Consider the following 24,462-nt stretch of genomic DNA (forward strand, 5'->3'; position numbering starts at 1 on the left):
GTCATCGGATCGGGATTCTCCTGGGCTGGCGCGGATTCAACGTGGTGAGCAGGTGGCTGGCGGCTTGTTCGCTGGATTTGAGGCTGCCGATCGTGGTCGAGTGGCCGAACAGGTCGCCGCCCGCGAGGTGCACCCTCCGCGATGTCGGTTGGCTCGCAGCGAACGCCGCATCTCGGTACGCGCCGGGGCGACGGATGAGGACGCTCGGCCAGCGGCGGTCGACGTGCACGGCTCGGCAGTTTCGGTCTATTTCTGGGAAAACGCCGAGCTTGCGAATGCCGGAGGCAGTTCTGCCCACGATTGCGTCGTCGGCTTTATCCCACACCGCACGCGATACCGACGCGCGCAGGTACGCCGTCACCAGTCCGCGCCCCGCCGGGACTCGGTGCGGGTGCAGGTTGTGCTGCAACGCCGTTGCTGCTATGTCCGGCAGGTCGCCGCGCCCCGTGTAGAGCACCACCGAGTTCTCCCGCACATCCCGTTACGCCTGGTGGTGAACTCCTTCATCTTCGTTCCGGCGGAGTCGAGCACGGCCGACATGGCGCCGAATGCCTGGATCGCTTTGCGGTCGCGGTCCGACGGGCCCGTCGGTGAGATCAACGTCAGCAGCACGTGCGCCATCTCCAGCGCGTCCGCGTCGACCTCGGGCGACACGTGGTGCGGAGATGTTGAACCTGCGGCGATGTTGAACGCTGCGCGCCCTCGTGCGTTGGCTGGCGGGTCAGGCGTGCCGCACGTTCGGGCGGTTAGTCTGGCCGTCATGCCCGACACATCCACGAACAAGCTCGGGGAGTTCCTCCGAGCCCATCGCGCGCGTGTTGCGCCCGCGGATGTGGGGTTGTCAGGCGGAGGTGACCGCCGGGTCGCGGGACTTCGCCGCGAGGAGGTCGCGGTGCTCGCCGGGGTGAGCATCGACTACTACACCCGCCTCGAACAGGGACGCGAACGCAACCCTTCCGCGCAGGTCCTGGACGCGATCGGGCGGGCGCTGAAACTCAACGCCGATGCCTGCGGCTACCTCTTCCGGCTCGCCGGGCTCAATCCGAACCCGACATCGGGCAGCGCGCGAGACCTGGTCCACCCGGCGCTGCTGCAACTGCTGGACTCCTTTCCGAGTGCGGCCGCGTATGTGCTCAGCCCGGCGTTCGACGTGCTCGCCACCAACACCATCGCCGCCGCGCTGCTTTCGCCCTTCGACGGCATGACCAACATGGTTCGGGTCCTGTTCCAGCACCCGCAGGCGCGCGCCGTGTTCGTCGAATGGCCCACCCTGGTCGAGCAGACCGTCCACGCCCTGCGCCTCAACGCGGGCTACTACCCGGACGACCCGGAGATCCGGGCGCTCGTCAACGAGTTCCTGCGGACCTCGCCCCGGTTCCGGGACCTGTGGCAGGACCAGACCGTGACCGGACTCACCCGGATGTTCAAGGTCTTCGTCCACCCCGCGGTGGGTCGAGTCGAGTTGACCTACCAGACCTTCGACGTCCGCGACGCCCCCGGCCAGCAGTTGCTCGTCGGTACGCCGGAACCCGGTAGCCGCAGCGCCGACGCGATCGCCTACCTGGGCTCCGTGCACGCCAACACCTGAGCGTCGCATCGCGTTGCACCAACCTGCCTTCCTGGGTGCGGCACACCCAGGAAGCCACGACCTTCTCCCGGCGCGGCGGCTGCCGGACGCTTGGTCCTGCGGCGCTTCCTGCCGCAAGCCCAGCGTCTTCGAAGGAGTTCCCATGACCACGGACGGCAAGATCGTTCTGATCACCGGAGCCAGCAGCGGCATCGGTGCGGCGACCGCCCGCCGTTTGGCCGCCGATGGCCACCACGTCGTTCTCGGCGCACGGCGCGTGGACCGGCTAGCGGCACTCGCCGACGAGATCCGCAACGCTGGTGGCCGAGCCGACCACCAGGAGCTCGACGTGGCGAACCTCGACAGCGTGCGCGGTTTCGTCGAGGCCGCCCACGAGCGGCACGGCCGCATCGACGTCTTGGTCAACAACGCGGGCGTGATGCCGCTGTCGCGCGTCGACTCGCTGCGGATCGACGAGTGGAACCAGATGATCGATGTGAACCTGCGCGGCACCCTGCACGGGATCGCGGCGGTGCTACCGCTGATGCGGGCTCGCGGTGGCGGCCACATCGTGAACGTGGCCTCGACGGCGGCGCACCGGGTCGATCCGACGGCGGCCGTCTACTGCGCCACCAAGTACGCGGTTCGGGCCCTGTCTGAAGGATTGCGCCAGGAGAGCCAGGACGTCCGCGTCACCGTCGTGAGTCCGGGCTTCACCCGCACCGAACTCACCGACCGCGGTGGCGATCCGGAAGTGCAGGCCGCCGCGCATGCGGCGATGGAACAGTTCGCCATCCCGGCAGGTGCCGTCGCTGACGCCATCGGTTACGCGGTCGCCCAGCCCGATGACGTCGATGTGAACGAAGTCCTGATCCGTTCGACCAGGCAGGGCTGATCTGTCGTGCCGTTCGCCCGGTTCTAGCGGTCGAGGGTCAGTTCGAAGACGACGTCGGTGTGGGGGATTTCTCGGCCGGTTTCGTTCGATATGAAGCCGACGTGGACCGGCTTTCCGGTGGTGCGTTCTCGCCGCGCCGCTGATGGTCCTGATGGGCGCGGGCAGTGGCGGTCGCCCCACTGCTGGAGTGCTCCGAAGATCACTTGAAGTTCTTGTCCGGCCTCGGTCAAGTGGTAGCTGTCCCGGTGTCGGCTGCCCGGTTCCTGGTACGTGCGCTTGCGCACCACACCCGCGTCGACCAGCGTCTTCAGCCGGGTGCTGAGCAGGTTCGGCGCGATTCCCAGCGACGTCTGGATTTCCGCGAACCGGTGCTTCCCGCGGTTGATCTCGCGCAGGACCAGCAGCGACCAGCGCTCGCCCAACACCAGCAGGCTCCGTTCGATCGAGCAAACCGGATCGTCGGAAGCCGCTCCCGCTCTGGCCATCGCAGCCACCTCCCACTGATCCGCAGCACATCCGCGCAGGCCAGTCTATCTGAGTCTCATTTCAGAATCCACGTGGCGGACTGACTGGCCGCTGGATGGGTCGGACCGTGGCCGTGGTGGCTGTCGTCGGCTGTCCATCGATCGAAGTCTGAGTTGAAAAACTAAAGTCAGAACTCTATGGTTGGGTGCCGTGCTGGTCGGCATCGGCTCGCACTCCTTTGGAGCAGATGGGGAAGCAATCATGGAGATTCGAGGCAAGTCCGCCTTCGTGACCGGCGCCAACCGGGGGATCGGCCGGGAGTTCGCCCGCGCACTCGTCGCCAACGGCGCCAAGGTGTACGCGGCGGCCCGGCGACCGGAGACGATCACCGATCCCGACGTGATCCCCGTTCGCCTGGACGTCACCGAGCCGGACAGCATCGCAAAGGCCGCAGAGCTGGCCGCGGACACCTCGATCCTGATCAACAACGCGGGAGTCGCGTTCAGAACATTGGCGCTGACGGACTCGTTGGACAACGCCCGGCGTGAGATGGAGGTCAACTACTTCGGTACCTGGGCGACGACGCAGGCATTCGCGCCAGTGCTAGCGGCGAACGGCGGCGGAGCCGTGGTCAACATGCTCTCCGCCGGGTCCTGGTTCGCGCTGGAGCAGGTGCCGGGCTACACGGCCAGCAAGTCGGCCCAGTGGTCGTTGTCCAACGCGCTGCGCATGGCGCTGCGCCCACAAGGCACGCTCGTGGTCGGGGTGCACTGCTGGTTCGTCGACACCGACCTGGCCGCGCAGGTCGAAGAGTCCAAGATCAAACCCGAGGAAGTCGCCCGCGCGACGATGGAGGGCCTGCGCGCAGACGAGGAAGAGGTGCTCGTCGACGAGAAGTCCAAGCAGATCAAGTCAGCGCTACCCAACGACCTCAAGCAGTTCTACCCGGCCAAGTGACCGGCGAGCTCGTGGTGGGGGAGACATCGGGTCCCCGCCACGAACCGAGCGCTCGGCGGAAAGGAAGGCGCCCCGCCCCGGAACGTCCGGCGGGGCGCCTTCGCGTGCCGTCAGCTGTCGAGCTGCCCGAATACCACCAGGTAACCGCAACGATCGAAGCGAACACGCCCGACAGTGAGTGGGAATCCCGGTTCTTACCGGCAAAATCACCGCGAGCCGCCCCGTCGGCACGCCAAGACGCGCCGCGTGGCCGACGGCGCGTTGGGGTCAATGCGTCTGGTCGGTCGGGCGGACCAGGATCTCGTTGACCGCCACGTGGTCGGGTTGCGCGATGGCGTAGCAGACCGCTGCGGCGATGTCCTCGGGTTGGAGGGTTCGCATCGCACTGGCCATTTGCTTCGCGGCGGCCTGCATCGTCGGGTCGGTGATGTGGCTGGCCAGTTCGGTGGCGACGAAGCCGGGCTCGATGACGACGACGCGCAAACCGTTCGCGGTTAGCTCCTGGCGCAGCGATTCGGAGAATGCGTTGATGCCGAACTTGGTCGCGGCGTAGACGCCGCCACCGGCGGACGCGGTGCGGCCGGAGGTCGAGGAGATCTGCACCACGGCGCCCTTGCTCTCCAAGAGGTGCGGCAGGGCGGCGTGGACCGTGTACATCGAGCCGAGCAGGTTCGTCTCGACCATCCGCGTCCACTCGGCGGTGTCCGCACCCATGATCGGACCGCTGAGCATGAGCCCGGCGTTGTTCACCAGAACGTCCAACGCGCCGAAGCGCTCGACGGTCGCTTCGATCGCGGCGCGCACCGATTCCTGGTCGGTCACATCGAGTTCGAGGGTCAGCACCTCGCCGGGGGCTTTCTGGGCGAGCGTCGCCAGCCGGTCGGTGCGCCGGGCGCCGACCGCGACATGCGCGCCCTCCTGCGAGAGCGCGAGGGCGGTCGCTTCTCCGATGCCGGACGAGGCTCCGGTGACGAGGACGACTTTTCCATCCAACGTGTTGCTCACGTGCTTCCCTTCGGTGGGTTTTCGGGGCCGCGATCTGCGCGTATGCGCCGTCCGCCACAAGCGGACCGGGCGGTCACCTTAACCGTAGCACGGTACCGGACCGGTCGGTCATGTTAGGCGTAGACTGCGAGTTGCAAGGAGGTGTGCATGACCGGAACGACGCCAGCCTCCCCGTCGCGGGCGGATGCGGTTCGCAATCGGCGGCTGCTGCTGGACGCCGCCGCCGAGGCGTTCGCCGAGGGCGGCATCGACGTGTCGATCGGCGAGATCGCCCAGCGCTCCGGGATCGGCAAGGGGACGGTCTTCCGGCACTTCGCGTCGAAGGCGGAACTGCTGGCGGCGATCATGCTGCGGATGCTCGACGAACTCGTGGACACCGGGAATCGGCTGCTGGAAGCGGATGATCCGGCCGGTGCGGTGCGGGAGTTCATGGCGGCAGGCATCGAGATCCTCGTACGGGATCGGGCGTTCTGCGAGGTCATTGGTCGTCCGTCGCTGCAGCATTCCGATGTGCGCGAAGGAATCGACCGCCTCAGCGACGTCGCGGAAGCCCTCGCGGCCCGCGCGCGGGATCGGCGCGCCATCCGCCCGGACATAACCGGGACGGACATCGTCCTGCTGCTCGCGGGTATCCAGCAGACGGCCGCCCCGCTGATGGCCGCCGAGCCGGAAGCATGGCGCCGCTACCTGGAATTGGCGTTCGACGGCATGCGCACCACCGCAGGACAAGCACTCCCGCACCCGCCCCCGAAACACCTGCGGCTCAACTGATCCATCGGCCAGATCCGCACCGCTATGGGCCGCCGGAAGGGTGGAGCCGAAGATGCCGAACATTCATGATGGATGGTGGACGGGCCGTCCGGGAGAGTTCGGAGATCTCGGCCCCTTCACGTTTGAGCGGACTGAATACTCGATCCGCTCCGAAACGCCTGTCCGCTGCGTCCCGGTGACTCTGCAACGCCGGGTGATCGGCTACCTGTGGGCCTCCGAGACGGAAGACGCCGCTGACTTCTATGCCAAGCGGGGCGCCGGAGTTGCCGGTTACAACGCCGGTGGACGTTGGCGGGCCCGGTTGATGGAAGCACGGAAAGCTGGCTTCACCGCGTGGGAAGCCGTTCAGCTGTGGCTGGGCGAGCCGGAGGATCCGGTCGCCGGAGCTGTGCCCGCCGAGACGTGGGTCCTGCCGAATTCGTGGGCTGTTCGGCAACTTTTGCGGCAACTCTACGAAGAGGAGCAGCGATAGGACGCCACTGCGCGTCGGGATTTTCACTCACGAGGATCCGTTGCTCGGGTTGGGCGGGCGAACCAGGCGCTGGCTGCGAGGCATGCTGCGGCCGAGAGGAGCAGGGCGTACGCCGATCCGATGCCGGTGACGGAGCCCATGGTGGCGACGCCGAGTGTTGCGCCGGTTTGGCGGACGGCGTTGAGCAGGCCACTGGCGGCTCCGGCGGTTCCTTGCGGGGCGGCGTTGATGATGGCCGTCGTCAGGGCGGGCAGGGCGAACGACACCCCGAATCCGGTGAGCAGCAGTCCGAGCGCGAGCCAGCCGTAGTGGGCCTTCGCCCAGGCCGCGCAGCCGAGCGCGATACCTCCCCCGGTGAGCAGCGCCAACCCCGTCACAATGGGTGGGCGGGGGCCGAAACGTGCCACGATTCGGCCGGTTACCGGCGGGTTGAGCACGAACGGCAAGGTGAGCGGCAGGAAAGCCAGGCCGGTGACCACCGCGGTCAGGTGGTGGTCCTGCTGGAGCAGCAGCGGCAGCACGAACAGGTTTCCGTTGAGGGCGAAGTTCACCGCCGCACCGGCTGCCAGCCCAGCCCGCACGCCACCACTGCGCAGCACTGCCCGGTTCAGCACGGGTGTCGCGCTGCGCCGCTCCAACACGGCGAAGACGATCACCACGAGCACCGTGCCGATCCCCGACCCAGCCGCGTGCACCCAGGAACCCGCGCCCGCCGCGACCAGTGCGTCGGTCAGCAGTGCCAGCGCCGCGCAGGCCGCGAGTTGCGCGATCCAGTCGATCCGTCGGTCGCTGCTCGGGCACTGGGCCGCCCGCCCTGCGGTCAGGGCGAGCACCAGTACGGCGATCGGCACGTTGATCAGGAAGATCGCCCGCCAACCCGCCAGATCGACCAAAGCACCGCCGACGATCGGGCCCGCGGCCACCGCTGCGCCGCTGGTGGCGGCCCACGCCGCGACGGCACGGGTGCGCTCGGCCTGGTCCGGGTAGAGCCGCGCGATCATCGCCATCGAAGCGGGTACGCACGCGGCCCCGGCAGCGCCCAGCACCGCTCGGAGCGCGATCAGCAATCCCAGCGCAGGGGCAACGGCGGATAGCAGCGAGCCGAGCCCGAACACCGCGACGCCCAGCCGGAAGACCCGGTGCGCTCCGTACCGATCGGTGACCGCACCGGCGGACAACAGCAACGCGCCGAACACCACCGTGTAGGCCGTGGTCGTCCACTGCAGACCGGAGATCGAGGTGTGCAGCGAAGCGGCCAAATCCGGCTCCGCGATCGAGAGCACGGTCATGTCCAGCAGCACCATGAAGTACCCGAGCGAGATGCCCAGCAGCACGATCCGACGGCTACCGGCCCGCTGACGTGCGCGTGCGCGGGGCGAAGAAGTGGGGGAAGTGGTCACGCTCCCACAGTCGGGGCCGGGCGCGGCCGCTTCCACCGGCAGACCCGGACCCCCATTCGGAATTTCCGAATGCCCGCCGTGGTTGCACACCGGCATGGAACTGCGCCAGCTGCGAACCTTCGAGGCCGTGGTGCGGCACCGGACGGTGACCGAAGCCGCCGTCGCCCTGGAAATGGCCCCCTCCAGCGTCTCCGAGCAGATTCGCACCCTGGAGAAGTCGCTCGGTGTGGCGTTGTTCGACCGGACCAGCAAGGGCATGCGCCTGACCACGGCGGGAGAACGCCTGCTGAGCTGGGCCCGCTGCCTCCTCGACCAGGCTGAACAGGCTCGACGTGACGTGACCGGGCAGCACCTGGCACTGCGGCTCGGTGCGCTGGAGACCATCACCGCGACGTACGTGCCGCGAGTGCTGGGCAGGCTCACCGAACGCCGTCCGGGCGTCCGCGTCGACGTGCGCCCTGCCGCCAGTCGGGACGACCTGCTCGCCGACGTGATCGCCGGGCGGCTGGAGGCCGCATTGCTCCTGGACACCGGTGATGTCCTGGGGGATCTCGGCTTTCAGGCCCCGGCCGAACCAATGGCGTTCGTCGACGTCGACGCGGTCCCGCTCGCCCTGGTCGCGGACCCCGGCCACCGGCTGCGCGGCCGTCCTCGCCTGGATCCTGCCGACTTGTCCGGCGAACGGCTTCTGGTCAACGCGCCGAACTGCTCCTTCTTGATGGTGGCCGACAAGATCATCGGTACTGGTCCGGAACGGGTCCACGCCGGATCGGTCCCGGTGATGCGCGCCTGGGCCGAACAAGGCATGGGGATAGCACTGCTCCCGGAGTTCGCGGTGGCCACCGCGCTCGGGTCGGGGACCCTGGTCAAACTCGACTTCCCCGCACCGGAGCTGAACTTGCGGCTCGTCTGGCGCAGCGACCGGGAGGACCTGCCCGGCCTGCGCGACGTCCTCTACGCCACCAGCGCATAACGCATTTGGGGACGAGTGAAGGGCACCTTTGACCGAGTATGCCGGTCGAAGGTGCCCTTCACTCAGAAAGGGCGGTTACTGCTTCGCGGTGAAGGCGTAGAGGTTGCCGTCCCAGGCACCTGTGATCATCGTGTTGCCCGAGATCGCCGGGGACGATGCGACCCAGGTGCCGATCTCGTAGTTCCACACCGTGGCGCCCGTCAACCGGTCGAGGCCGTAGAGGTGGCCGTCATTGGATCCTATGTAGACGGTGTCACCGCTGACCGCGGGCGACGACAGGACACCGCCGAGGTACGGCTTGCCCGGTAGGCGCACGCTCCACACGACCGCACCGGTCGCCGCGTTGAGCGCGGTGACCCGTCCGTCCGGGAAGCCCATGTACATGGTGTCGCCCACGACTGCGGGGGCCGAGGCGGTGGCGTTGCCGGGCAGCCACGACGCGTCCGGGCTGGTGTAGGACCACAGGTCCGCACCCGTCGTACCGTCCCGGGCGATCACCTTCTTGTTCGATCCGATGAAGACTCGTCCGCCGACCGCGGTGGGTGCCGCGTCCTGCCAGCCGCCGAGCGCGTTGGAGGACTGCCAGAGCTGGCTGCCGGTGTTCGCGTCGTAGGCCACGATCCGGTCCGCGGTCTCGTTGCCGACGTAGACCTTCCCGTCGGCAACGGCGGGCGTGCCGTCGCTCATGGTCGCCCCGGTCATCGGCGATTCCCAAAGCGTGGCACCGGTTTTCGGGTCCAACGCGGCGAGCAGGCCACGGCTGGCCTTGCCGTAACGGGTCTGGTAGGGCCAGAACACCTTGCCCTCGGCGACTGTCGGCGAGTAGTAGGAGTACGAGCGCTGCCTCGGGTCGCTCGGCTCCGGGTCGCGCCGCCAGCGCTCAGCGCCGGTTGCCGTGTCGAAGGCGTGCAGGGTGCCGTGGATCGTCGGGGCGAACACCACGCCGTCGGACACGGCCAGCGAACCGTGCACCGAGGACTCGGTCTTCGTCGACCACAGCAGCTTGCCCGTGGTCATTTCGACCGCGTGCACAGCGCTGTTGCCTTCCCCGTTCTCGTCGCGGGTGCCGACGTACGCGACGCCGCCCACGATGGCGGGTGACCCGGTGAGGATCGAGCCCGGCGTCCGCAGCGTCCAAGCCAGATCCAGGTTGGGGCGCACCAAGTCGCCGGTGGTGCCGCTGTGCTGGGCATCGCCGTGGAACTGCGGCCAGTCAGCACCGGTGCGGACGGCCGTGGGCGCCGAGTCGGTCAGCTGGAACTTCGAGGACTTCTGCCACTCGATGTCCTTGCCCGCCGTGGCGACCACGTCGAGGGTGTGCTCGCCGGGTGCCCGCGACGCGCTCGTCGGATAGCCGTCGAACCAGGTGAAATCGCCGGATTTCGTCATGTCGCGCCATTGGCCGCCGTCGATGCGGTAACGCACCTTGGTGACCTCGTCCGACGTGCGGTAGGCGTTCACCTGTACCTCGCGCAGCCCGTCGGCGGACACCGACGCGCCGGGCGCGGGGCTGGTCACCGACAGCGCTTGGTCCACCCCGTACATCCGGAACGGGTTGTCGAAGCCGTCGCCCCACATGTGCACGTAGCGGAAGCCGCGCGGGCTGTGGTCGATGGTGTAGGAGCTGGAGTTGGTCTGGATGTGCTTGGCACCCTTCACCCACTCCGTGTCGACGTCGTTGGAGTGCTCGTGCCCGACCAGCACCAGTTCGGTCCGGTACTTCGAGAGCAGTTCGGAGAACGAGTCGTAGGTGGACGGCGAGCCGAACGGGACGTTCATCGGCATGTGCATCAGGACGACCACGTGCTTGCCCGGCGCGTTGGCCGCCAGGTCCTGGGCCGCCCACTCGCGCTGCTCCTCCAGCGGTGCGCCGCCGATGTTCTCCAGCACGAGGAAGTGGCGGTCGCCGTAGTCGAACGAGTACCACTCGGGGCCGACGTAGCGCCGGTAGTTGTCGATGCGCTCGGCGTAGGTCGCGCCAGCTCGGTATTCGTGGTTGCCCACCGCGGGCCACACCGGCAGCTTCGAGGCTGCGGTGGACGCGCGGTAGCGCTGGAACTCCGCGTCCGTCGCGTTGTTCGTGAGGTCACCACTGACCTGCACGAACGCGAGGTCCTGCTCGGTGGAGTTGATCTGCCGCAGCTGGTCGGCCAGATCGGGGGTGACGTGCGGGTCGGCGATGTTGGCGAAGGTGAAGTTGCCGCTGTTCACCTTCGGGTTGGGCAGCAGCGCGAAGTCCGCGGTGGCCTGCGCGCCGTCTACCAGCTGCCCGAGCGGCTGGTAGAAGCGCGGCGTCATGGCCTCGTCGGTGGGGACGTCGAAGCCTGCTGGCTTGGTGATGAAGACGATGTCGGTGGCCCTGCGGTTGATGTCGACGGACAGCGCGTAGCGGCCGGAGTCGTCCGTCCGCACCGTTTTCGCGCCATCGGAGACGTTGACCCCGGCGACACCGGGCTCACCGCTGTCTTGCTTGCCGTCGCGGTTCTTGTCCTGGTAGACGACCCCGGAAATGGTCGCCAGCGCCGGATCGAGAGCTGCCGCGACCCTGGGCACCAGGGGGTTTATCAGCACGACGCCAGCCAGGCTGGCCATCGTGATCGTCAGGGCCCGGCGTACCGGCGGCGAAACCGGCCGTGCGCCAAGCCTGTTCGGCGAATCCATTCGTCGTGATCCCTTCTCGGCGAACCCGGAGGGGCCGCCAAAATGTCCACGATGGACATCGATGGATGGGACACCGCCGCCTGCTAGTGCGACGGAGCTGGAAGCACCTGGCGGGACCTGTCCGCCAGGAGCGGAATCGGGCGCCTAGGCCCGGCCGGTGAAGGCGTAGAGGTTGCCGTCCCAAGCGCCCGCCAGAAGCGCGTTGCCGGAGATCGCCGGGCCGGAGGCCACTCGGGTGCCGATCTCGTAGCTGAACCGCTGAGCGCCCGTCGTGCGGTCGAGCCCGTACAGGTGGCCGTCGTTGGCGCCGACGTACACCGTGTTGCCGCTGACCGCAGGCGAGGAGGACACGCCACCGTGGTAGGGGCGTCCGGGCAGGCGGACGCTCCAGACCACTGTGCCGGTGCTGACGTCCAACGCCGTCACGCGGCCGTCCGGAAAGCCCATGTACAGGGTGTTTCCGGCGACGGCCGGGGCTGCCGACGTGGAGTCGCCGAAGCCCGAATCGGGGCTCTGGTAGGTCCACAACCGGGTGCCGGTCGTGGCGTCACGGGCGATCACGGCGTTGCCGTAGCCGATGAACACCCGCCCACCGGCCGCGGCGGGCGCGGCGTCCTGCGAGCCGCCGTCGGGGTTGGTGTCCGATGTCCACAGCCGCGCTCCGGTGGCCGCGTCGTAGGCGATGACCCGGTCGGTGAGCTGTTCGCCGACGTAGATCCGGCCGTCGGCGACGGCCGGGGTGCCGTCGCTCATCCGGTTGCCGGTCATCGGCGTTTCCCAGATCGCCGCACCGGTTTTCGGGTCCAGGGCGGTCAGCAGCCCGGTCGCGGCCTTGCCGTGTCGGGTCTGGTACGCCCAGTAGACCCGGCCGTCGGCGATCGACGGCGAGTAGTAGGAGACCGACCGGCGCTCCAGCGGCGGGTCGGGGCGCTCGGCCTCCCGCTTCCACTTGAGCTGACCGGTGGCGGTGTCGAGTGCGTAGAGGGTGCCCCGCACGGACGGGACGTACACCATGCCGTCGTGGACCGCTGGCGTGCCGTGCACCGAGGAGTCGGTCCCGAAGTGCCAAAGCGTGCGGCCGGTGCCCATTTCGACGGCGTCGATGCCGCTGTTGTCGATGCCGTTCTCGTCCCGGATGCCGATGTAGGCCACGCCGCCGACGACCACGGGCGAGCCGGTGGCGATCGTGCCGGGCGTGCGGTGGGTCCAAGCCAGCGCGAGGTCGGGTTTCAGCTCGTCCGCGGCGACACCGGTGTGCGCGGCGTTGCCGTGGAACTGGGCCCAGTCCGCACCGGGGCGCACCGTCGGTGGTTCGGCATCGGTAACACGGAAGGTGGCCGACTTCGTCCACACCTCGTCGCGGTTGACGCTGGCCTCGACGTCGACGGTGTGGGTACCGATCGAACGAGCCGCATCGGGGATCTTCGGGTCGAACCAGGTGAAATCGCCCGAGCGCCGCATTGGCTTCCACGCCGAACCGTCGATGCGGTACCGAACCTCCCGCACTTCGTCGGACGTGTGATACGCGCTGACCTGCACCTCGCGCAAACCCTTCGCGGAAACCTGGCCGTCCGGTGCCGGACTCGTGATGGTGAGCGCGTGTTGCACGCCGTACATCCGGAACGGGTTGTCGAAGCCCGCGCCGCGCATGTGCACGAAGCGGAAACCCTTGGGGCTGTGGTCGATGGTGTTGGCACCCGAGTTGGTCTGGATGTGCTTTGCACCCGGCAGCCAGTTCGGGTCGACGTCGTTGGAGTGCTCGTGGCCTACCAGGACCAGTTCGGCCCGGTACTGCTCGAACAGCGCCTTGTACCGGTCGTAGGTCGATGAGGACCCGAACGGAACGTTCATCGGCTGGTGGGTGAGCACGACCAGGTGCTTGCCGACCGCGTTTTCCGCCAGATCTCGCGCCGCCCACGCGAACTGCTCGTCGAACGGTGCCGCGCCGTTGTTCTCCAGCACGATGAAGTGGCGGTCGCCGTGGTCGAACGAGTACCACTCGGGGCCGAGGTAACGCCGGTAGTTCTCGATCACCTCGGGATATGTCGTGCCGCCACCCCGGTAGTACTCGTGGTTCCCGACCGCTGGCCAGACCGGCACCGTCGATCTGGCGGTGGCGGCGCGGTAGTAGTCGTACTCGGCGTCCGTGGCATTGTTGGTGAGATCGCCGCTGATCTGCACGAAGGCCAGCCCCTGCGAGGTGGAGTTGATCTCCGCGATCTGGTTGGCCAGGTCGGCGTTTACGTGCGGATCAGCCACGTTGGCGAAGGTGAAGTTGCCGCTGTGCGACTGCGGGTCGGGCAGCAACGCGAAGTCGGCGCGCGCCTGCGCGCCATCGGTCAGTTGTCCCAACTGGCGGTAGAACTGCGGAGTTCTGTACTGGTCGGTCGGGACCGCGAACCCGGCGGGCTTGTTGATGAACACCAGGTCGCTGATCCGACGATCAGCGCCGATCTCGATGGTGTAGCGGCCTGCTTCGTCGGTCCTGGCGACCGAGGTGCCGTCGGACACGCTCACGTCGGCGATGCCCGGTTCGCCGCTGTCCTGCTCGCCGTTGTTGTTCTGGTCCTGGTAGACGACGCCCGCGACCGTCGCGGTGGATGCGGCCAGCGCCTTGGCAACCGCCGGTACCAGGGGGTTGATCAGCACGACGCCGGTCAGACCGGCCATCGTGATCGTCAGGGCGCGGCGTGCGGACGGGGATACCCGCCACGCGCCGAGCCTGTTCGCCGATTCCATCATCAGTGTTCCTTTCCCTCTTGCACGGGAAGGCACGTCCTCCCGAACGGGAGCTGCGGGCGTCACGCCAGGAAGCGTTGGAAGAACCAGACGAGCCCGAAGGCACCGGCCACGGCAGCTGCCGCGGTGTGCCAGTAGGCGGACCATTGGTACCGGCGGATGAACAGCAGTACCGGGAAGAGCACCACGACGATCAGCAACTGGCCGAGCTCGATACCGACGTTGAAGCTCAGCAGCGCGCCGAGCAGTCGACCGCTGAGCCCGTCGGTGAAGCTGAGCGCGCTGGCGAAACCGAGTCCGTGCAGCAGGCCGAAACCGAAGACCACGAAGGTCCGGTGCCGCGATTCACCACCGATGATGTTCTCCACCGCGACGTACACGATGGACAGTGCGATCAACGGCTCGACGATCGCGGAAGGCACCGCGACCCAGCCGAGCGCACCGAGGCCGAGCGTTACGCTGTGCGCGACCGTGAACGCGGACGCCAGTCGCACCACGCTGCGCCAGTCGCGGGCACCGAGCAGCAGGGTGACGAGGAACAGGATGTGGTCGATTCCGGCGAGGATGTGTTCGCCGCCCATGACCGCGAAGCGGGCCACCGCAGAGAAGAAACCGGTCTTGCCCGCCTCGAATTCGTGGTGGGCGGTGTCGAAGACGAACGTTCCGGTGCTGCCGCCGAGTTGGTAATCGGCGACGTTGATCTGGTCGTCGACCACTGCATCGGTTTCGGAGAAGACGCCGTAGCGCACGGTGAACGCGCCGGAAGGCGAGCCGGGGCAGGAGTAGACGAGCGAGCTGTGCGCGTAGCGCAGCCCTTGGCGGTCCTCAACTCCGGTGCCAACCAGCTCAGCCTCGCACTGGACCCCGTCCACCGACACCGTGACGCGCTCGGTCAGGTAGGACGCGAGCCGGTCGTGCTGGCGTTCGAGCAGCCGTTGCAGGCCCTCGGCTGCGTCCGGTGAACCGAGGCCCGCAGCGGCGGCCAGTAGGTCGTACTCCACGCTCAGCTCGTAACGCACCGTCGAGCCGTCCTGCCGGATCTGCGAAGTGCCTTCCGTGGACCGCACGTGCGCGGAGGCGAACGACCCGAGCATGGCGAGCAGCGCCGCCGTGAGCACAGCGACGGTCGCCCCCCAGCGCGCCCACGTCGTTGCCGTTGCGGGCGAGATGCGCTGGTGCGCAAGTAGTTCCTCGGTCACGGGCGGCAATGCTTGGCTCGCAGGGCAACCAGTGCGCAGATTTCCGGTTTTGCTGAGATGAACAGTTCGCGCTGCTCACGGCTTTCGGCGCAAATGTCCGGTCAACTTCCGCGAAGTGCGTTGTTCCGCAACGACTTCCTGCGGGATTCAGCCGGTTGGCAGCAAGGTGAAGTCGGCCCGGCCGGTGGTCGTGCCGTTGAGCTGGAGTTCTATCGCGTGCGCGCCGGGGTAGTAGCGCCGGGTGGTGATCTCGCGGAAGGAGTGTTCTCGGGATATTTGTCGCTTTTCGCCTGGGGCGAGCGTTGTGGTGGTCAGCTTGAAGGTCTTGCCGCGTTGGGAGCCGTTCGCCTTCATGTGGTGGACGATGTAGTCGATCACGAGTGTTGCTGGCACGGCCGCGGTGTTGGTGATCGTCGCGGTGAAGGTGATGGTTCCGCCGAACGGGATCTGCGCCGCGCTGAGGTTCGGTCCGACGACGTCGATGTTCGTGGGGCGGGTGAAGCCCAGCAGTTCGAGCGCTCCGGAGTGGCCTTTCTTGACGAGCGTGCGGAGCCCGTTCTTGACCAGGCGCGCGGTGTTGTCGTCCGGATCGGCCAGCCAGGCCGCCGCGGTCTCGACGACGAGTTCCGGCTGTTGCCTGCTCAGGTCGTTCAGGTGGTTGGCGACGGAGCGGCGGACGTACTCGCTCTCGTCGCGGTACAGGGCGTTGACGACGGGCAGCGTTGCCCTGGGGTTGGCCAGGATCGCGGGAACGCGTTTCGCCCAGGGCAGGAACGGGCGGGTGCCCTCGGATGCCAGTCGGCGGACGTGTTCGTCGGGCGAATCGGTCCAGGTTCGGACCGTGGCGAGGGCGCGGTCCAAATCGCGGTCCAGCAGCGGGCGGATGGCGAACTCGGAGGTGAGGCGGGAGGTGAGCGCGGCGAGCACGTCCATGGCGTCGTCGAAGGCGTCGCTGCCGCCGTCGTCGATCGCCTTCGCCGCGATCGCGCTGGTGACCGGCCAGATCAGCCACCCGCTGAAGGGCAGTTCTCCGTGCTGCGCGGCGCGGATGGTGCGGGCGAAGGTCGCGTAGTCGCCGGGCAGGTCCCGCAGGAGCGCGTCTCGGAGGAGGTCGCTGCGTTCGCGCAGCGACCGGGTTGCCAGCTCGCCGACAGCGCTGTCGAGCGCGGTGAGCGGTGTGCCGGGCACGATCGCGGCGATCGCGTTGATCAGCGCCTTGGCGGCGTCGTCACCGATGAGTTCGTCGGCGAAAGGCATTGGTTCTCCTGGGCATTGCGTCGACATCCGGCTGGTGCCGCCCCAGTCTGACCGCCATGCCTGACAGATCCACGCTTACCTGTTGCTTTGTCGAACCGGTGCCATTTTGAGCCATGATGGGTTGTGTTGGTGCCAATGTGATGCCATCATGGTGTCATGAATCTCGCGTCGTATGTCGGCAGTCGCCGCCAGGAGCTCGCGGTGGCCGCCGAGGTTGGCGGTGAGGATGCTCGGGCGCTTGGACACACGTAAGTCGGGGATCCCGGAGTCGAGAATGCCTCCGAGGTTCCGCAACTCGCACCGCTACGCAAACCAACCAGCGCATTCCTAAAAACAACGGGATTTACCTGGCACGTCGGTGGATGTCGGCGTGGGGCTGGATCCTGCCCGGATTCGCGCTGGAAATCCCATCGGAAAGGGGAAATTCGATGAACGCTCACGTCGATCGCTGGGAGAGCCACCCGCAGCATTTCTGGCTGCGCGGGCAAAAGCCGGAACAGCCGGTGCGATTCGACGAAGAACTCGGCGTGTGGAACGTCTACGGTCACCAGGAGGCGGTCGAGATCCTCAGCGACCCGAAGACCTTCTCCTCCAACGTCGGGCGGTTGCTGCCGATCGAGATCGACGAGTCCTTCGTCGAAGGCGACCTGACCCAGCTCGACCCGCCGGACCACCGCAAGCTGCGCAGGCTGGTCAGCCACGCGTTCACCCCGAAGATCGTGGCCGACCTGGAACCCCGGATCGCCGACCTCACGTACGAACTGCTCGACGCGGTGGCCGACCGGGAACGGTTCGAACTGGTTTCGGACCTCGCCTACCCGCTGCCGGTGATCGTCATCGCCGATCTGCTGGGCGTGCCCAGCAGCGACCGCGAGCTGTTCCGGAAATGGGCGGAGGAACAGCTCAGCGGTGGCCGCCAGCTCTCGGTGGTCGAGCCGGACGAGCAGCAGTGGGGCGAGCTCGACGCCAAGCTGCAGAGCTTCCAGCAGATCGTCGACTACCTGCGCGAACACGCCGCCGAGCGCAGGCGGCGACCCCGGCAGGACCTGCTGACCCAGCTCGTGCAGGCCGAGGTCGACGGCGATCGGCTGACCGACAACGAGGTGGTCAACTTCGCCAACCTCCTGCTGGTCGCCGGGCACATCACCACCACCATGCTGCTGGGCAACACGGTGCTCTGCCTGGACGCCAACCCGGAGCAGGCGGCACGGGTGCGCGCGGATCGCGCGCTGCTGCCGAGTGCGATCGAGGAATCGCTGCGAATGCTGACTCCGTTCGCGCTCACCTACCGGGCCACGACCGCTGAAGCAGAGCTCGACGGTCACCGGGTGCCTGCGGACCAAATCCTTTCGGTGTGGCTGGGGGCGGCGAACCGGGACGGCCGCCAGTTCGCCGATCCGCACGTCTTCGACCCGACCCGCGACCCCAACCCGCACCTCGGATTCGGCCGCGGCATCCACTTCTGCCTGGGCGCGCCGCTGGCCCGGCTCGAAGGCCGCATCGCGTTGAACATCCTGCTGGACCGCTTTCCCCAGCTGCGCACCGATCCGGACAACGCGCCGACGTTCATGCCGGGCACCGACATGATCGGCGCCAGTTCGCTGCCGCTGCTCACCCGGTAACTCCTCCGGTCGCTACCGCTGGAAATTCCGCTGGTGTCCTCCAGTGTCGTGGCAAGATCCGCGTTGGCCGGATTTGCCGATGGCTGGGAGGAATCGTGGCGGCGTGGGAAGACCTGCTCGCTTTTGTCCGGTCCGAGTACCGGCTCGTCGAGGACGGTGACGTCGAGGACGAGGAGATCGAGTACCGGATCATCGAGGACAGCGATGACGAGGTCCGGATCCTCGTGGAGTACGACGACGACCGCAGCCAGATCGTCATCATCTACCACGAAAGGCTCGACGGTCGCGAAGACTGGGTGCAGGTCGTCTCGGTGTGCGGCCGCGTCGCCGACGTCGATCTGCGGCGGCTCCTGGAAGAGCTCGGACAGACCTCGGTGGTGTGCGGCGCGGTGATCATGGGGGAGCACGTCGTGCTCCGCCACTCGTTGCCGTTGCTGAACCTGGACATCAACGAGTTCACCGATCCGCTGAACTTCGTCGCCGAAACCGCGGACCACCTGGAAGAACTCTTCTCCCGCGAAGACGACTACTGAGTGGTCGTGAGTGGTGGTGGCCGCTCCAGCAGCCACCACCACTCACGAGGCTCAGGCGACCGGAGTCGGGACCGGCTCGGTCGGAGCGCGAGGGCGATCAGTGCTACGGGCATGCCCGTAACTCCTCAAGCGGTAGATGCGCGAGTAGATACAAGGCGCTAGCAGTTAGTTGCAGGCGTCGGATAAATAGTTGCACGCGCTGGATACCTATGCAAGCTGCTATAGTTGAGAGCGGTACAGGTCACGTCAGGGGAGGTGCGCGGTGGGGATCGCTGACGACGCCGTCGAGATTCGGGCCCACGGCTGGCGCACGCTCGCGGCCCTGCACGGGACGCTCGACGTGGCACTGGAGAAGGCGCTGCAGGCGGAGCACGGGCTCTCGGTCGTCGAGTACACCGTCCTCGACGCGCTGAACAGGCAGGACGGCTGGCACATGCGGATGCAGCAGCTCAGCCGGGCTACCGCGCTCAGCGGCAGCGCGACGACGCGGCTGGTCAGCCGACTGGAAGATCGCGAGCTGCTGGTGCGAATCCTGTGCAAGGAGGATCGCCGCGGCATCTACACCGAGCTGACCGACGCGGGACGAGCCCTGCTGGAGAAGGCCCGCCCGACCCACGACGAAGCGCTGGAGAAGGCGTTGGCCGAGGCCGAGCGGCTCCCGGAGCTGGCGCCGCTGGTCGAGGCGCTGCACGAGCTGCCACCGCATCCTGGCGGTTGACCGGGTGCAGGTGAGCTGCGCGACGATCGCCACTCCGGGCCGAGTGAACGAGGACTACGCGGTCACCGGACCGGACTGGGCATTCGTCCTGGACGGCGCCACCGCTGCGTCCGGTGTGGACAGTGGCTGCGTGCACGACGTGCGCTGGCTGGTGCGCCGACTGGGCGGCGAGCTCGCGCAGCGGCTGGCCGTGTCGGATGAAACGGCGCCGGATGTGCTTGCCGAAGCGATCCAGGCGACCGGCGCGGCGCATGCGGACACCTGCGACCTGCGGAATCCCTCCAGCCCGTCGACAACGGTGGCGCTGCTCCGGCTGCGCGGCGACGACCTGGAGTACCTGGTGCTGGCCGACAGCCCGATCGTGCTCGACGTGGCGGGCGAGATCAGACCGATCATCGACGACCGGCTGGAGCACCTGCCGAGTTACACCGTCGAGGCCGTGCGCGAACTCCGGAACCGGCCTGGCGGGTTCTGGGTCGCGAGCACGGAACCGGCGGCCGCCTACCAGTCCGTGCGCGATGTGGTTCCGGTCGGTGAGGTGCGCCGAGCGGCGCTGCTCAGCGACGGCGCATCGCGCTACGTCGAAAGGTTCGGACTGGCGGACTGGGCAGGGCTGATGGACCTCGTCGACCAAGCTGGCCCAGCCGAGCTGCTGCGCCGCGTGCGCGCGGCGGAGCAGACGGAGACGCCCGAAGAACGCAGCCGACACCGAGGAAAACCCCACGACGACGCAACAGCGCTGTTCGTCCGGTTCTAGGCCGCGACGCACTGCGCGGTTCTGCTCTGTTCGAGCGGAAAATCCGCTTGACCGGTTCCGTCGCGCCGGACACCCGGTACTGAATGGGGTGAGCCGGTGTGGGGAGGGACGTTCGATGAATCGTGAGCAGCGTGGTGTCGTGCAGGCCGTGTCGGTGATCGCGGCGTTGCTCTGGGTCGGGCTCGGATTGCGGTTCGGCTGGCCGGTCTGGTTGTGCATCGCATTGGTGATCGCGACGATCGTGGCTCCGTGGTTGGTGATCTGGCGATATCGGCGATGGCGGGCACCGAAACGCGTTCCGCCCCAGCCGGTAGAGCCCGCCCAGCGTCCGGAACCACCGCGGACGAACGAGCGGTCCGTATCGGGCGTGTCGCTGCGCAGCGCGCATCCCGATTACCGATTCCTGTTCTCCGGCAAGGTGATCTGGTACGCACAGCCGAACGCGCCGGGGTTGCCGCACGCCGATCCGGGCGGGCTCGCAGTCGATCTGATCCTGGCGCAGGCGGCGCAGTTCGTCGCGGAAGTCGCCCCGGACGAGGGAGAACTCGCGCGGCACCGGTTGACCGCCGCGCTGGGCGCGCAACGCTCGGACCCCGCCGGGCAGATTTCTGCTTGGGCCAGCGAGGTTCGGCTCGAACTGCCCGAAGCCGACGCGGAGCGAATACGGCGGCTGGTGGATGCCCGCAAGGACGCCGAACTCTGGGAGCGGGCCCGCGACCACGAGCGCGAGAAGCGGGCGTACCTGGCCGATGACGTGCTGAAAAACCCCGGTAGCGCGTTGGTTTGGTGGTTGGCGCGAGGGGACGGCGACGTCGACGAGGCGGTTCGGCAGATCGGCAACCTGCGGAGACTGACCGCGGCGGCGCACGACACCCGGATCCCGGACCCGGACTTCAACGCTCCACATTGGATCGGACCGGTGCCCAACGGGATGCATTCGTTCCTGTTGGAGGAGTTCGAGTTCAACGGCAGCGGCATGGGCGCCTCGCAACACGTGTTGGCCGCGATCGAAGGACTGGCCGCCGGAGAGGAACGCGCGGCGCTGAGCCGCCGGTTGGCCGAGGTGCTGGCCGCACACGGCCACCACGAGCTGGCCGAACTGGTCCGGGACCGCTTCGACGCATCCGACCGGCAGCAGCTGCCCGATTCGGAAGCGTCCTGAGCACCCTGTGCAATTCCTCGCGAAATTGCGCGCGTTCACCCGGCGGTGCGTTTGGCGAGGGCTATCGCGTCGTGGGGGGCGTGGGCCTTCACGTCGTTGTCGAAGTAGGCGTAGACGTCGCGGCCCTTGGTCGTCGGGGCTGGTTCGGCCACCGTGTGCTCGGTCTCGGGGCACTCGCCCGCGTGCCAGGCGAGCATCAGTTTCGCCCAGCGGTCCAGGTCCTTCGCCGTGTAGCCGCTGGCGTACAGCTCCTCCGCACCGTGCAGTCGGACGTAGACGAAGTCGCTCGTGACGTCTTCGAGGTGCGGCCAGTCGCCCGCCGCGTCCGCGACGACCAGGCCGATGTCGTGGCTGCGGAGCAGCTCGACCACCTCGGGCGCGGCGAAGTCCGGGTGGCGGACTTCGAGCGCGTGGCGCAGCGGGCGGTCCGCATCGGTCTTGGTGAGCGCACGGCCCGACAAGCGGTCGTCGTGCCGCGAGGCCAGCGCAGCGGCCGCAGCGGTGCTGCGGGGGAGGAGGCGGAAGAACGCCGTCAGGCGTTCGACGTCGACGCCCAGCGACGGCGGGAGCTGCCAGAGCAGCGGCCCGAGCTTGGCGCCGAGGGCGAGGACGCCGGAGGCGAAGAAGTTCGCCAGCGGCGTTTCGACGTCGCGGAGCTTCTTCATGTGGGTGATGTAGCGGCTTCCCTTGACCGCGAACAGGAAATCGTCCGGGGTCTGCTCGGCCCAGCGGCGGTAGTGCTCCGGTCGTTGCAGCGAGTAGAACGATGCGTTGATCTCGGTGGAGCCGAGCCGGTGCGACAGGTATTCGAGCTCACCACCGCGTCGCAGATCGTGCGGGTAGAACGGACCGTGCCAAGGGCCGTACACCCAGCCGGAAGTGCCGATCCGGATCCTGCGCGACGTCGACCGAGCTCGCATGACCCTTCCAACGGTACCCGCCCGCCGAGCTGTCGGTTCGCCGTCGCCGACTCCTCAGCGGAGGGTGACAGGCAGAGTCCGCAGGCCGCGGTTGCGGAACGAGTTCCGCCACTGGAGCTCTTCCTCGGGCACCGCCAGCGCCAGGTGCGGGAACCTGCCCAGCAGGGTGCCGAGGGCGACCTCCGCCTCCATCCGCGCCAGCGAGGCTCCGAGGCAGTAGTGCGGTCCGTGGCCGAAGGCGAGGTGCGGGTTGTCCTCGCGGCCGGGGTCGAGGCGGCTCGGATCGACGTACTGGTCCGGGTCGTGGTGCGCCGAGACCACGGAGAGCAGCACCGTTTCCCCGGCCGGGATGGACACGCCGCCGATCTCGACGTCGGTCACCGGGAAGCGGCGGATCGCCAGCTGCGGGGGCGGGTCGAACCGCAGCAGTTCGTCCACAGTGGTCGTTGAAACTCCTTGGCGCGCCTTTGCGAGCGCCGCTGGCCGGGCCAACAGCGCCGCAAGACCGTTGCCCAGCAGGTTCACCGTGTTCTCGTAGCCCGCGAACAGCACCAGGAAGGTCGCGGAGGTCAACTCGTCCTCGGTCAGCCGATCCTCCTCGTCGCGCAGTTCGATGAGCGCGCTCAGGAAGTCGGTGCCGGGCTTGGCGCGTTTCGCCGCGATCAGGTCGAGCAGGTAGCGGTGCAGCGAGCCGAGCGCCTCGGTCGCCTGCTGCGGGGTTTCGGGCGCGAGCAGGCCGTCCGTCCAGGATCGGAAGTCCGGCCGGTCGGCGGTGTCCACGCCGAGCAGTTCGCAGATCGCCGTGATCGGCAGTGGCGCGCAGTAGGCGGGCAGCAGATCCGCTTCTTCCTGCCCGTCCAGGGCGTCCAGCAGTTCGTCGGCGATCTGCTGGATCCGCGGCCGCAGCGGTTCGATCCGGCGCGGCGCGAACGCCTTGCCGATCAGGCGGCGCAGCCTGGTGTGCTCGGGTGCGTCCATGTTCAGCAGGTTGGCGTCCAGCGCGGGCGGCAGCGAGAAGTCGCGGTAGCCGCCGTTGGAGTGCTTCTTGTCCAGCGACAGCCGCGGGTCGGCCAGCGCCGCGCGCACGTCGGCATAGCGGGTGACCAACCAGATCGACGTGCCGTCCGGGGCGGTGGCGCGGTGCACCGGACCTTGTTCGCGCAGGCGCGCGTAAGTGGCTCGGGGCGCGGTGATGAATGCGGAGTCGATCTCGATCACGACATTGAACCTACGCGAGATGTCAGGGCAGATGCGTTGGAACGTCCCCGAGCGTTCGATTGCGCGTAACCCGGAACCGACGGCCGCTCCATCTGCCTTCCGCACGCTGGCGGCGCACGTTAGCTATGGAAGGACCTGGCATGTTCAACGTATCCCGGCGGTTGCTCACCGTGCTGGCCTGTGTGGCGCTGCCGTTGGGCCTGGCCGCCTGCGGCCCGAGCGCGGCGACCGATCAGAGCAGCACGCGCAACCCCGACGAGCTGGTGTTCGCGTCCATCCCGTCCGAGGAGTCCACCAGCCTGGAGCAGGAGTTCAAGCCGCTCATCGACATGCTGTCGAAGGAGACCGGCAAGAAGATCCGCATCGAGAAGGCCACCGACTACGCGGCGGTCATCGAGGGCCAGCGCACCGGCAAGGTCGATATCGCGATGTACGGACCGCTGTCCTACGTGGTGGCGCGCAACAGCGGGGTCCGGATCACCCCGCTCGGTGCGCAGGTCGAGACCCCGGGCTCCGTACCCGGATACCGGTCGTACGGGCTGGTCAAGGCCGATTCCCCGATCCAGCGTCTGGAGGATTTCCGGGGCAAGCAGGTCTGCTTCGTGGACCCCAACTCGACCTCCGGCTACCTGTACCCGAAGGCGGCGCTGCAGACCGCTGGTATCGACGTCGCACGGGACATCAAGCCGGTGATGGCTGGTGGTCACGACGCATCCGCGCTGGCGATTAACAGCGGCCAGTGCGACGCCGGATTCGCCTACGACACCATGGTCGACAAGCAGCTGCCGGAGAAGGGCAGCCTCAAGCCGGGCGACCTGCGGGTGGTGTGGCGTTCGGACGTGATCCCAGGTTCACCGGCAGCGGTCTCCGACGACCTGGACCCGGCGCTGAAGGGCAAGATCGTCGAGGCGTTCAAGACCAAGGCGAACGCCGACTACCTCAAGGCCAACGGTTTCTGCACCGACAAGTGCGACATCGGCGGCTACTGGGGCTTCGTCCCGGCTGACGACGCGACGTTCAACAGCGTCCGCGACGTATGCAACATCACCCGCGAAAAGCAGTGCACCGAGGGCAGCTGACGCGATTGGGTGATGAGTGAGGGGCACCTGTGACCCAGTTACTTGGTCACGGGTGCCCTTCACTCCGAAAAACCCACACGCGTTGGTGACAA

The 24,462-nt window shown here is 67.9% G+C and carries 23 protein-coding genes; 12 read left to right on the forward strand and 11 right to left on the reverse strand.

Annotated elements, in window-relative coordinates; all coding sequences use genetic code 11:
• Position 1: 1 nt before the first annotated feature.
• Both MOQ72_RS22650 and MOQ72_RS22655 read right to left on the reverse strand, forming a co-directional pair.
• Positions 2-460, reverse strand: coding sequence for a hypothetical protein (locus MOQ72_RS22650; protein ID WP_242187105.1), 459 nt, complete (start codon positions 458-460; stop codon positions 2-4).
• The gene (locus MOQ72_RS22655) at positions 421-654 is read right to left on the reverse strand and encodes a hypothetical protein (protein WP_242187107.1); all 234 of its coding nucleotides are present in this window, start codon (positions 652-654) and stop codon (positions 421-423) included. The genes MOQ72_RS22650 and MOQ72_RS22655 overlap by 40 nt, the downstream gene beginning before the upstream one ends.
• Positions 655-760: 106 nt before the next feature.
• Here MOQ72_RS22655 and MOQ72_RS22660 point away from each other — a divergent pair, with 106 nt between their 5' ends.
• Together MOQ72_RS22660 and MOQ72_RS22665 are read left to right on the forward strand one after the other, a co-directional pair.
• Complete coding sequence (locus MOQ72_RS22660) at positions 761-1,588, forward strand: helix-turn-helix domain-containing protein (RefSeq protein ID WP_242187116.1); 828 nt, start codon at positions 761-763, stop codon at positions 1,586-1,588.
• 142 nt (positions 1,589-1,730) lie between these two features.
• A complete protein-coding gene (locus tag MOQ72_RS22665; protein WP_242187118.1) occupies positions 1,731-2,462 on the forward strand; it encodes an SDR family oxidoreductase in 732 nt (243 codons plus the stop codon).
• A gap of 23 nt (positions 2,463-2,485) precedes the next feature.
• Here the strand turns inward: MOQ72_RS22665 and MOQ72_RS22670 are convergent, their stop codons facing one another.
• Positions 2,486-2,947 carry a winged helix-turn-helix transcriptional regulator gene (locus MOQ72_RS22670; protein WP_242187120.1) on the reverse strand — a complete coding sequence of 154 codons (462 nt, stop codon included), beginning with the start codon at positions 2,945-2,947 and terminating at the stop codon, positions 2,486-2,488.
• Between the two features lie 241 nt (positions 2,948-3,188).
• On the opposite strand from MOQ72_RS22670, the gene MOQ72_RS22675 reads away from it, so the two are divergent.
• Positions 3,189-3,884, forward strand: a complete 696-nt coding sequence (locus MOQ72_RS22675) for an SDR family oxidoreductase (protein ID WP_242187128.1) — start codon at positions 3,189-3,191, stop codon at positions 3,882-3,884.
• A 267-nt stretch (positions 3,885-4,151) separates the two neighbouring features.
• On the opposite strand, the gene MOQ72_RS22680 is transcribed toward MOQ72_RS22675, so the two are convergent.
• Positions 4,152-4,889, reverse strand: a complete 738-nt coding sequence (locus MOQ72_RS22680; protein WP_242187133.1) for an SDR family NAD(P)-dependent oxidoreductase — start codon at positions 4,887-4,889, stop codon at positions 4,152-4,154.
• A 147-nt stretch (positions 4,890-5,036) separates the two neighbouring features.
• Between MOQ72_RS22680 and MOQ72_RS22685 the strand changes: the two genes are divergently transcribed.
• Both MOQ72_RS22685 and MOQ72_RS22690 read left to right on the forward strand, forming a co-directional pair.
• A complete protein-coding gene (locus MOQ72_RS22685; RefSeq protein ID WP_242187135.1) occupies positions 5,037-5,660 on the forward strand; it encodes a TetR/AcrR family transcriptional regulator in 624 nt (207 codons plus the stop codon).
• Positions 5,661-5,712: 52 nt separating this feature from the next.
• Positions 5,713-6,132, forward strand: a complete 420-nt coding sequence (locus MOQ72_RS22690; protein WP_242187136.1) for a hypothetical protein — start codon at positions 5,713-5,715, stop codon at positions 6,130-6,132.
• Positions 6,133-6,155: 23 nt separating this feature from the next.
• Here MOQ72_RS22690 and MOQ72_RS22695 read toward each other — a convergent pair whose 3' ends face one another.
• Positions 6,156-7,532 carry an MFS transporter gene (locus MOQ72_RS22695; RefSeq protein ID WP_242187138.1) on the reverse strand — a complete coding sequence of 459 codons (1,377 nt, stop codon included), beginning with the start codon at positions 7,530-7,532 and terminating at the stop codon, positions 6,156-6,158.
• 94 nt (positions 7,533-7,626) lie between these two features.
• Here MOQ72_RS22695 and MOQ72_RS22700 point away from each other — a divergent pair, with 94 nt between their 5' ends.
• The gene (locus tag MOQ72_RS22700; protein WP_242187140.1) at positions 7,627-8,505 is read left to right on the forward strand and encodes a LysR family transcriptional regulator; all 879 of its coding nucleotides are present in this window, start codon (positions 7,627-7,629) and stop codon (positions 8,503-8,505) included.
• Positions 8,506-8,580: 75 nt separating this feature from the next.
• On the opposite strand, the gene MOQ72_RS22705 is transcribed toward MOQ72_RS22700, so the two are convergent.
• From MOQ72_RS22705 to MOQ72_RS22720, 4 genes are all read right to left on the reverse strand, one after another.
• Positions 8,581-11,166 (reverse strand): outer membrane protein assembly factor BamB family protein, encoded by a 2,586-nt coding sequence (locus MOQ72_RS22705; RefSeq protein ID WP_242187149.1) that lies wholly within the window; start codon positions 11,164-11,166, stop codon positions 8,581-8,583.
• Positions 11,167-11,310: 144 nt separating this feature from the next.
• Positions 11,311-13,908 (reverse strand): outer membrane protein assembly factor BamB family protein, encoded by a 2,598-nt coding sequence (locus tag MOQ72_RS22710; RefSeq protein ID WP_242187152.1) that lies wholly within the window; start codon positions 13,906-13,908, stop codon positions 11,311-11,313.
• Between the two features lie 59 nt (positions 13,909-13,967).
• On the reverse strand, positions 13,968-15,104 hold the full coding sequence (locus MOQ72_RS45255) for a HupE/UreJ family protein (RefSeq protein WP_242187153.1): 1,137 nt from the start codon (positions 15,102-15,104) through the stop codon (positions 13,968-13,970).
• A 147-nt stretch (positions 15,105-15,251) separates the two neighbouring features.
• Positions 15,252-16,361, reverse strand: a complete 1,110-nt coding sequence (locus MOQ72_RS22720) for a DNA alkylation repair protein (protein WP_242187155.1) — start codon at positions 16,359-16,361, stop codon at positions 15,252-15,254.
• 428 nt (positions 16,362-16,789) lie between these two features.
• Here MOQ72_RS22720 and MOQ72_RS22725 point away from each other — a divergent pair, with 428 nt between their 5' ends.
• The 5 genes from MOQ72_RS22725 to MOQ72_RS22745 all read left to right on the forward strand — a co-directional run bounded on the left by MOQ72_RS22725 (position 16,790) and on the right by MOQ72_RS22745 (position 21,153).
• Positions 16,790-17,983 (forward strand): cytochrome P450, encoded by a 1,194-nt coding sequence (locus tag MOQ72_RS22725; RefSeq protein WP_242187185.1) that lies wholly within the window; start codon positions 16,790-16,792, stop codon positions 17,981-17,983.
• Positions 17,984-18,078: 95 nt separating this feature from the next.
• The gene (locus MOQ72_RS22730) at positions 18,079-18,516 is read left to right on the forward strand and encodes a hypothetical protein (RefSeq protein WP_242187188.1); all 438 of its coding nucleotides are present in this window, start codon (positions 18,079-18,081) and stop codon (positions 18,514-18,516) included.
• A gap of 262 nt (positions 18,517-18,778) precedes the next feature.
• Positions 18,779-19,234, forward strand: a complete 456-nt coding sequence (locus MOQ72_RS22735; RefSeq protein WP_242187190.1) for a MarR family winged helix-turn-helix transcriptional regulator — start codon at positions 18,779-18,781, stop codon at positions 19,232-19,234.
• Between the two features lie 43 nt (positions 19,235-19,277).
• Entirely contained in the window at positions 19,278-19,991 is a 714-nt protein-coding gene (locus MOQ72_RS22740; RefSeq protein ID WP_242187192.1) for a protein phosphatase 2C domain-containing protein, read from the forward strand.
• Positions 19,992-20,106: 115 nt separating this feature from the next.
• Positions 20,107-21,153 carry a hypothetical protein gene (locus MOQ72_RS22745; protein ID WP_242187194.1) on the forward strand — a complete coding sequence of 349 codons (1,047 nt, stop codon included), beginning with the start codon at positions 20,107-20,109 and terminating at the stop codon, positions 21,151-21,153.
• A 35-nt stretch (positions 21,154-21,188) separates the two neighbouring features.
• Here MOQ72_RS22745 and MOQ72_RS22750 read toward each other — a convergent pair whose 3' ends face one another.
• Both MOQ72_RS22750 and MOQ72_RS22755 read right to left on the reverse strand, forming a co-directional pair.
• Positions 21,189-22,073: a DUF72 domain-containing protein gene (locus MOQ72_RS22750; RefSeq protein ID WP_242187196.1), complete on the reverse strand. Its 885-nt coding sequence runs from the start codon at positions 22,071-22,073 to the stop codon at positions 21,189-21,191.
• 54 nt (positions 22,074-22,127) lie between these two features.
• Positions 22,128-23,291: a cytochrome P450 family protein gene (locus tag MOQ72_RS22755; RefSeq protein WP_242187198.1), complete on the reverse strand. Its 1,164-nt coding sequence runs from the start codon at positions 23,289-23,291 to the stop codon at positions 22,128-22,130.
• 140 nt (positions 23,292-23,431) lie between these two features.
• On the opposite strand from MOQ72_RS22755, the gene MOQ72_RS22760 reads away from it, so the two are divergent.
• Entirely contained in the window at positions 23,432-24,370 is a 939-nt protein-coding gene (locus MOQ72_RS22760) for a phosphate/phosphite/phosphonate ABC transporter substrate-binding protein (RefSeq protein ID WP_242187199.1), read from the forward strand.
• The last annotated feature ends 92 nt before the right edge of the window (positions 24,371-24,462 follow it).

Origin of the sequence: Saccharopolyspora soli (assembly GCF_022678645.1) — a bacterium.
Lineage (GTDB): Bacteria > Actinomycetota > Actinomycetes > Mycobacteriales > Pseudonocardiaceae > Saccharopolyspora > Saccharopolyspora soli.

Excerpts from the sequence above, each read along its gene's own strand:
- MOQ72_RS22660 (WP_242187116.1), top strand. The coding sequence starts at position 761 with ATGCCCGACACATCCACGAACAAGCTCGGGGAGTTCCTCCGAGCCCAT.
- MOQ72_RS22665 (WP_242187118.1), top strand. The coding sequence starts at position 1,731 with ATGACCACGGACGGCAAGATCGTTCTGATCACCGGAGCCAGCAGCGGC.
- MOQ72_RS22670 (WP_242187120.1), bottom strand. The coding sequence starts at position 2,947 with ATGGCCAGAGCGGGAGCGGCTTCCGACGATCCGGTTTGCTCGATCGAA.
- MOQ72_RS22675 (WP_242187128.1), top strand. The coding sequence starts at position 3,189 with ATGGAGATTCGAGGCAAGTCCGCCTTCGTGACCGGCGCCAACCGGGGG.
- MOQ72_RS22685 (WP_242187135.1), top strand. The coding sequence starts at position 5,037 with ATGACCGGAACGACGCCAGCCTCCCCGTCGCGGGCGGATGCGGTTCGC.
- MOQ72_RS22690 (WP_242187136.1), top strand. The coding sequence starts at position 5,713 with ATGCCGAACATTCATGATGGATGGTGGACGGGCCGTCCGGGAGAGTTC.
- MOQ72_RS22700 (WP_242187140.1), top strand. The coding sequence starts at position 7,627 with ATGGAACTGCGCCAGCTGCGAACCTTCGAGGCCGTGGTGCGGCACCGG.
- MOQ72_RS22705 (WP_242187149.1), bottom strand. The coding sequence starts at position 11,166 with ATGGATTCGCCGAACAGGCTTGGCGCACGGCCGGTTTCGCCGCCGGTA.
- MOQ72_RS22710 (WP_242187152.1), bottom strand. The coding sequence starts at position 13,908 with ATGATGGAATCGGCGAACAGGCTCGGCGCGTGGCGGGTATCCCCGTCC.
- MOQ72_RS22720 (WP_242187155.1), bottom strand. The coding sequence starts at position 16,361 with ATGCCTTTCGCCGACGAACTCATCGGTGACGACGCCGCCAAGGCGCTG.
- MOQ72_RS22725 (WP_242187185.1), top strand. The coding sequence starts at position 16,790 with ATGAACGCTCACGTCGATCGCTGGGAGAGCCACCCGCAGCATTTCTGG.
- MOQ72_RS22745 (WP_242187194.1), top strand. The coding sequence starts at position 20,107 with ATGAATCGTGAGCAGCGTGGTGTCGTGCAGGCCGTGTCGGTGATCGCG.
- MOQ72_RS22750 (WP_242187196.1), bottom strand. The coding sequence starts at position 22,073 with ATGCGAGCTCGGTCGACGTCGCGCAGGATCCGGATCGGCACTTCCGGC.
- MOQ72_RS22760 (WP_242187199.1), top strand. The coding sequence starts at position 23,432 with ATGTTCAACGTATCCCGGCGGTTGCTCACCGTGCTGGCCTGTGTGGCG.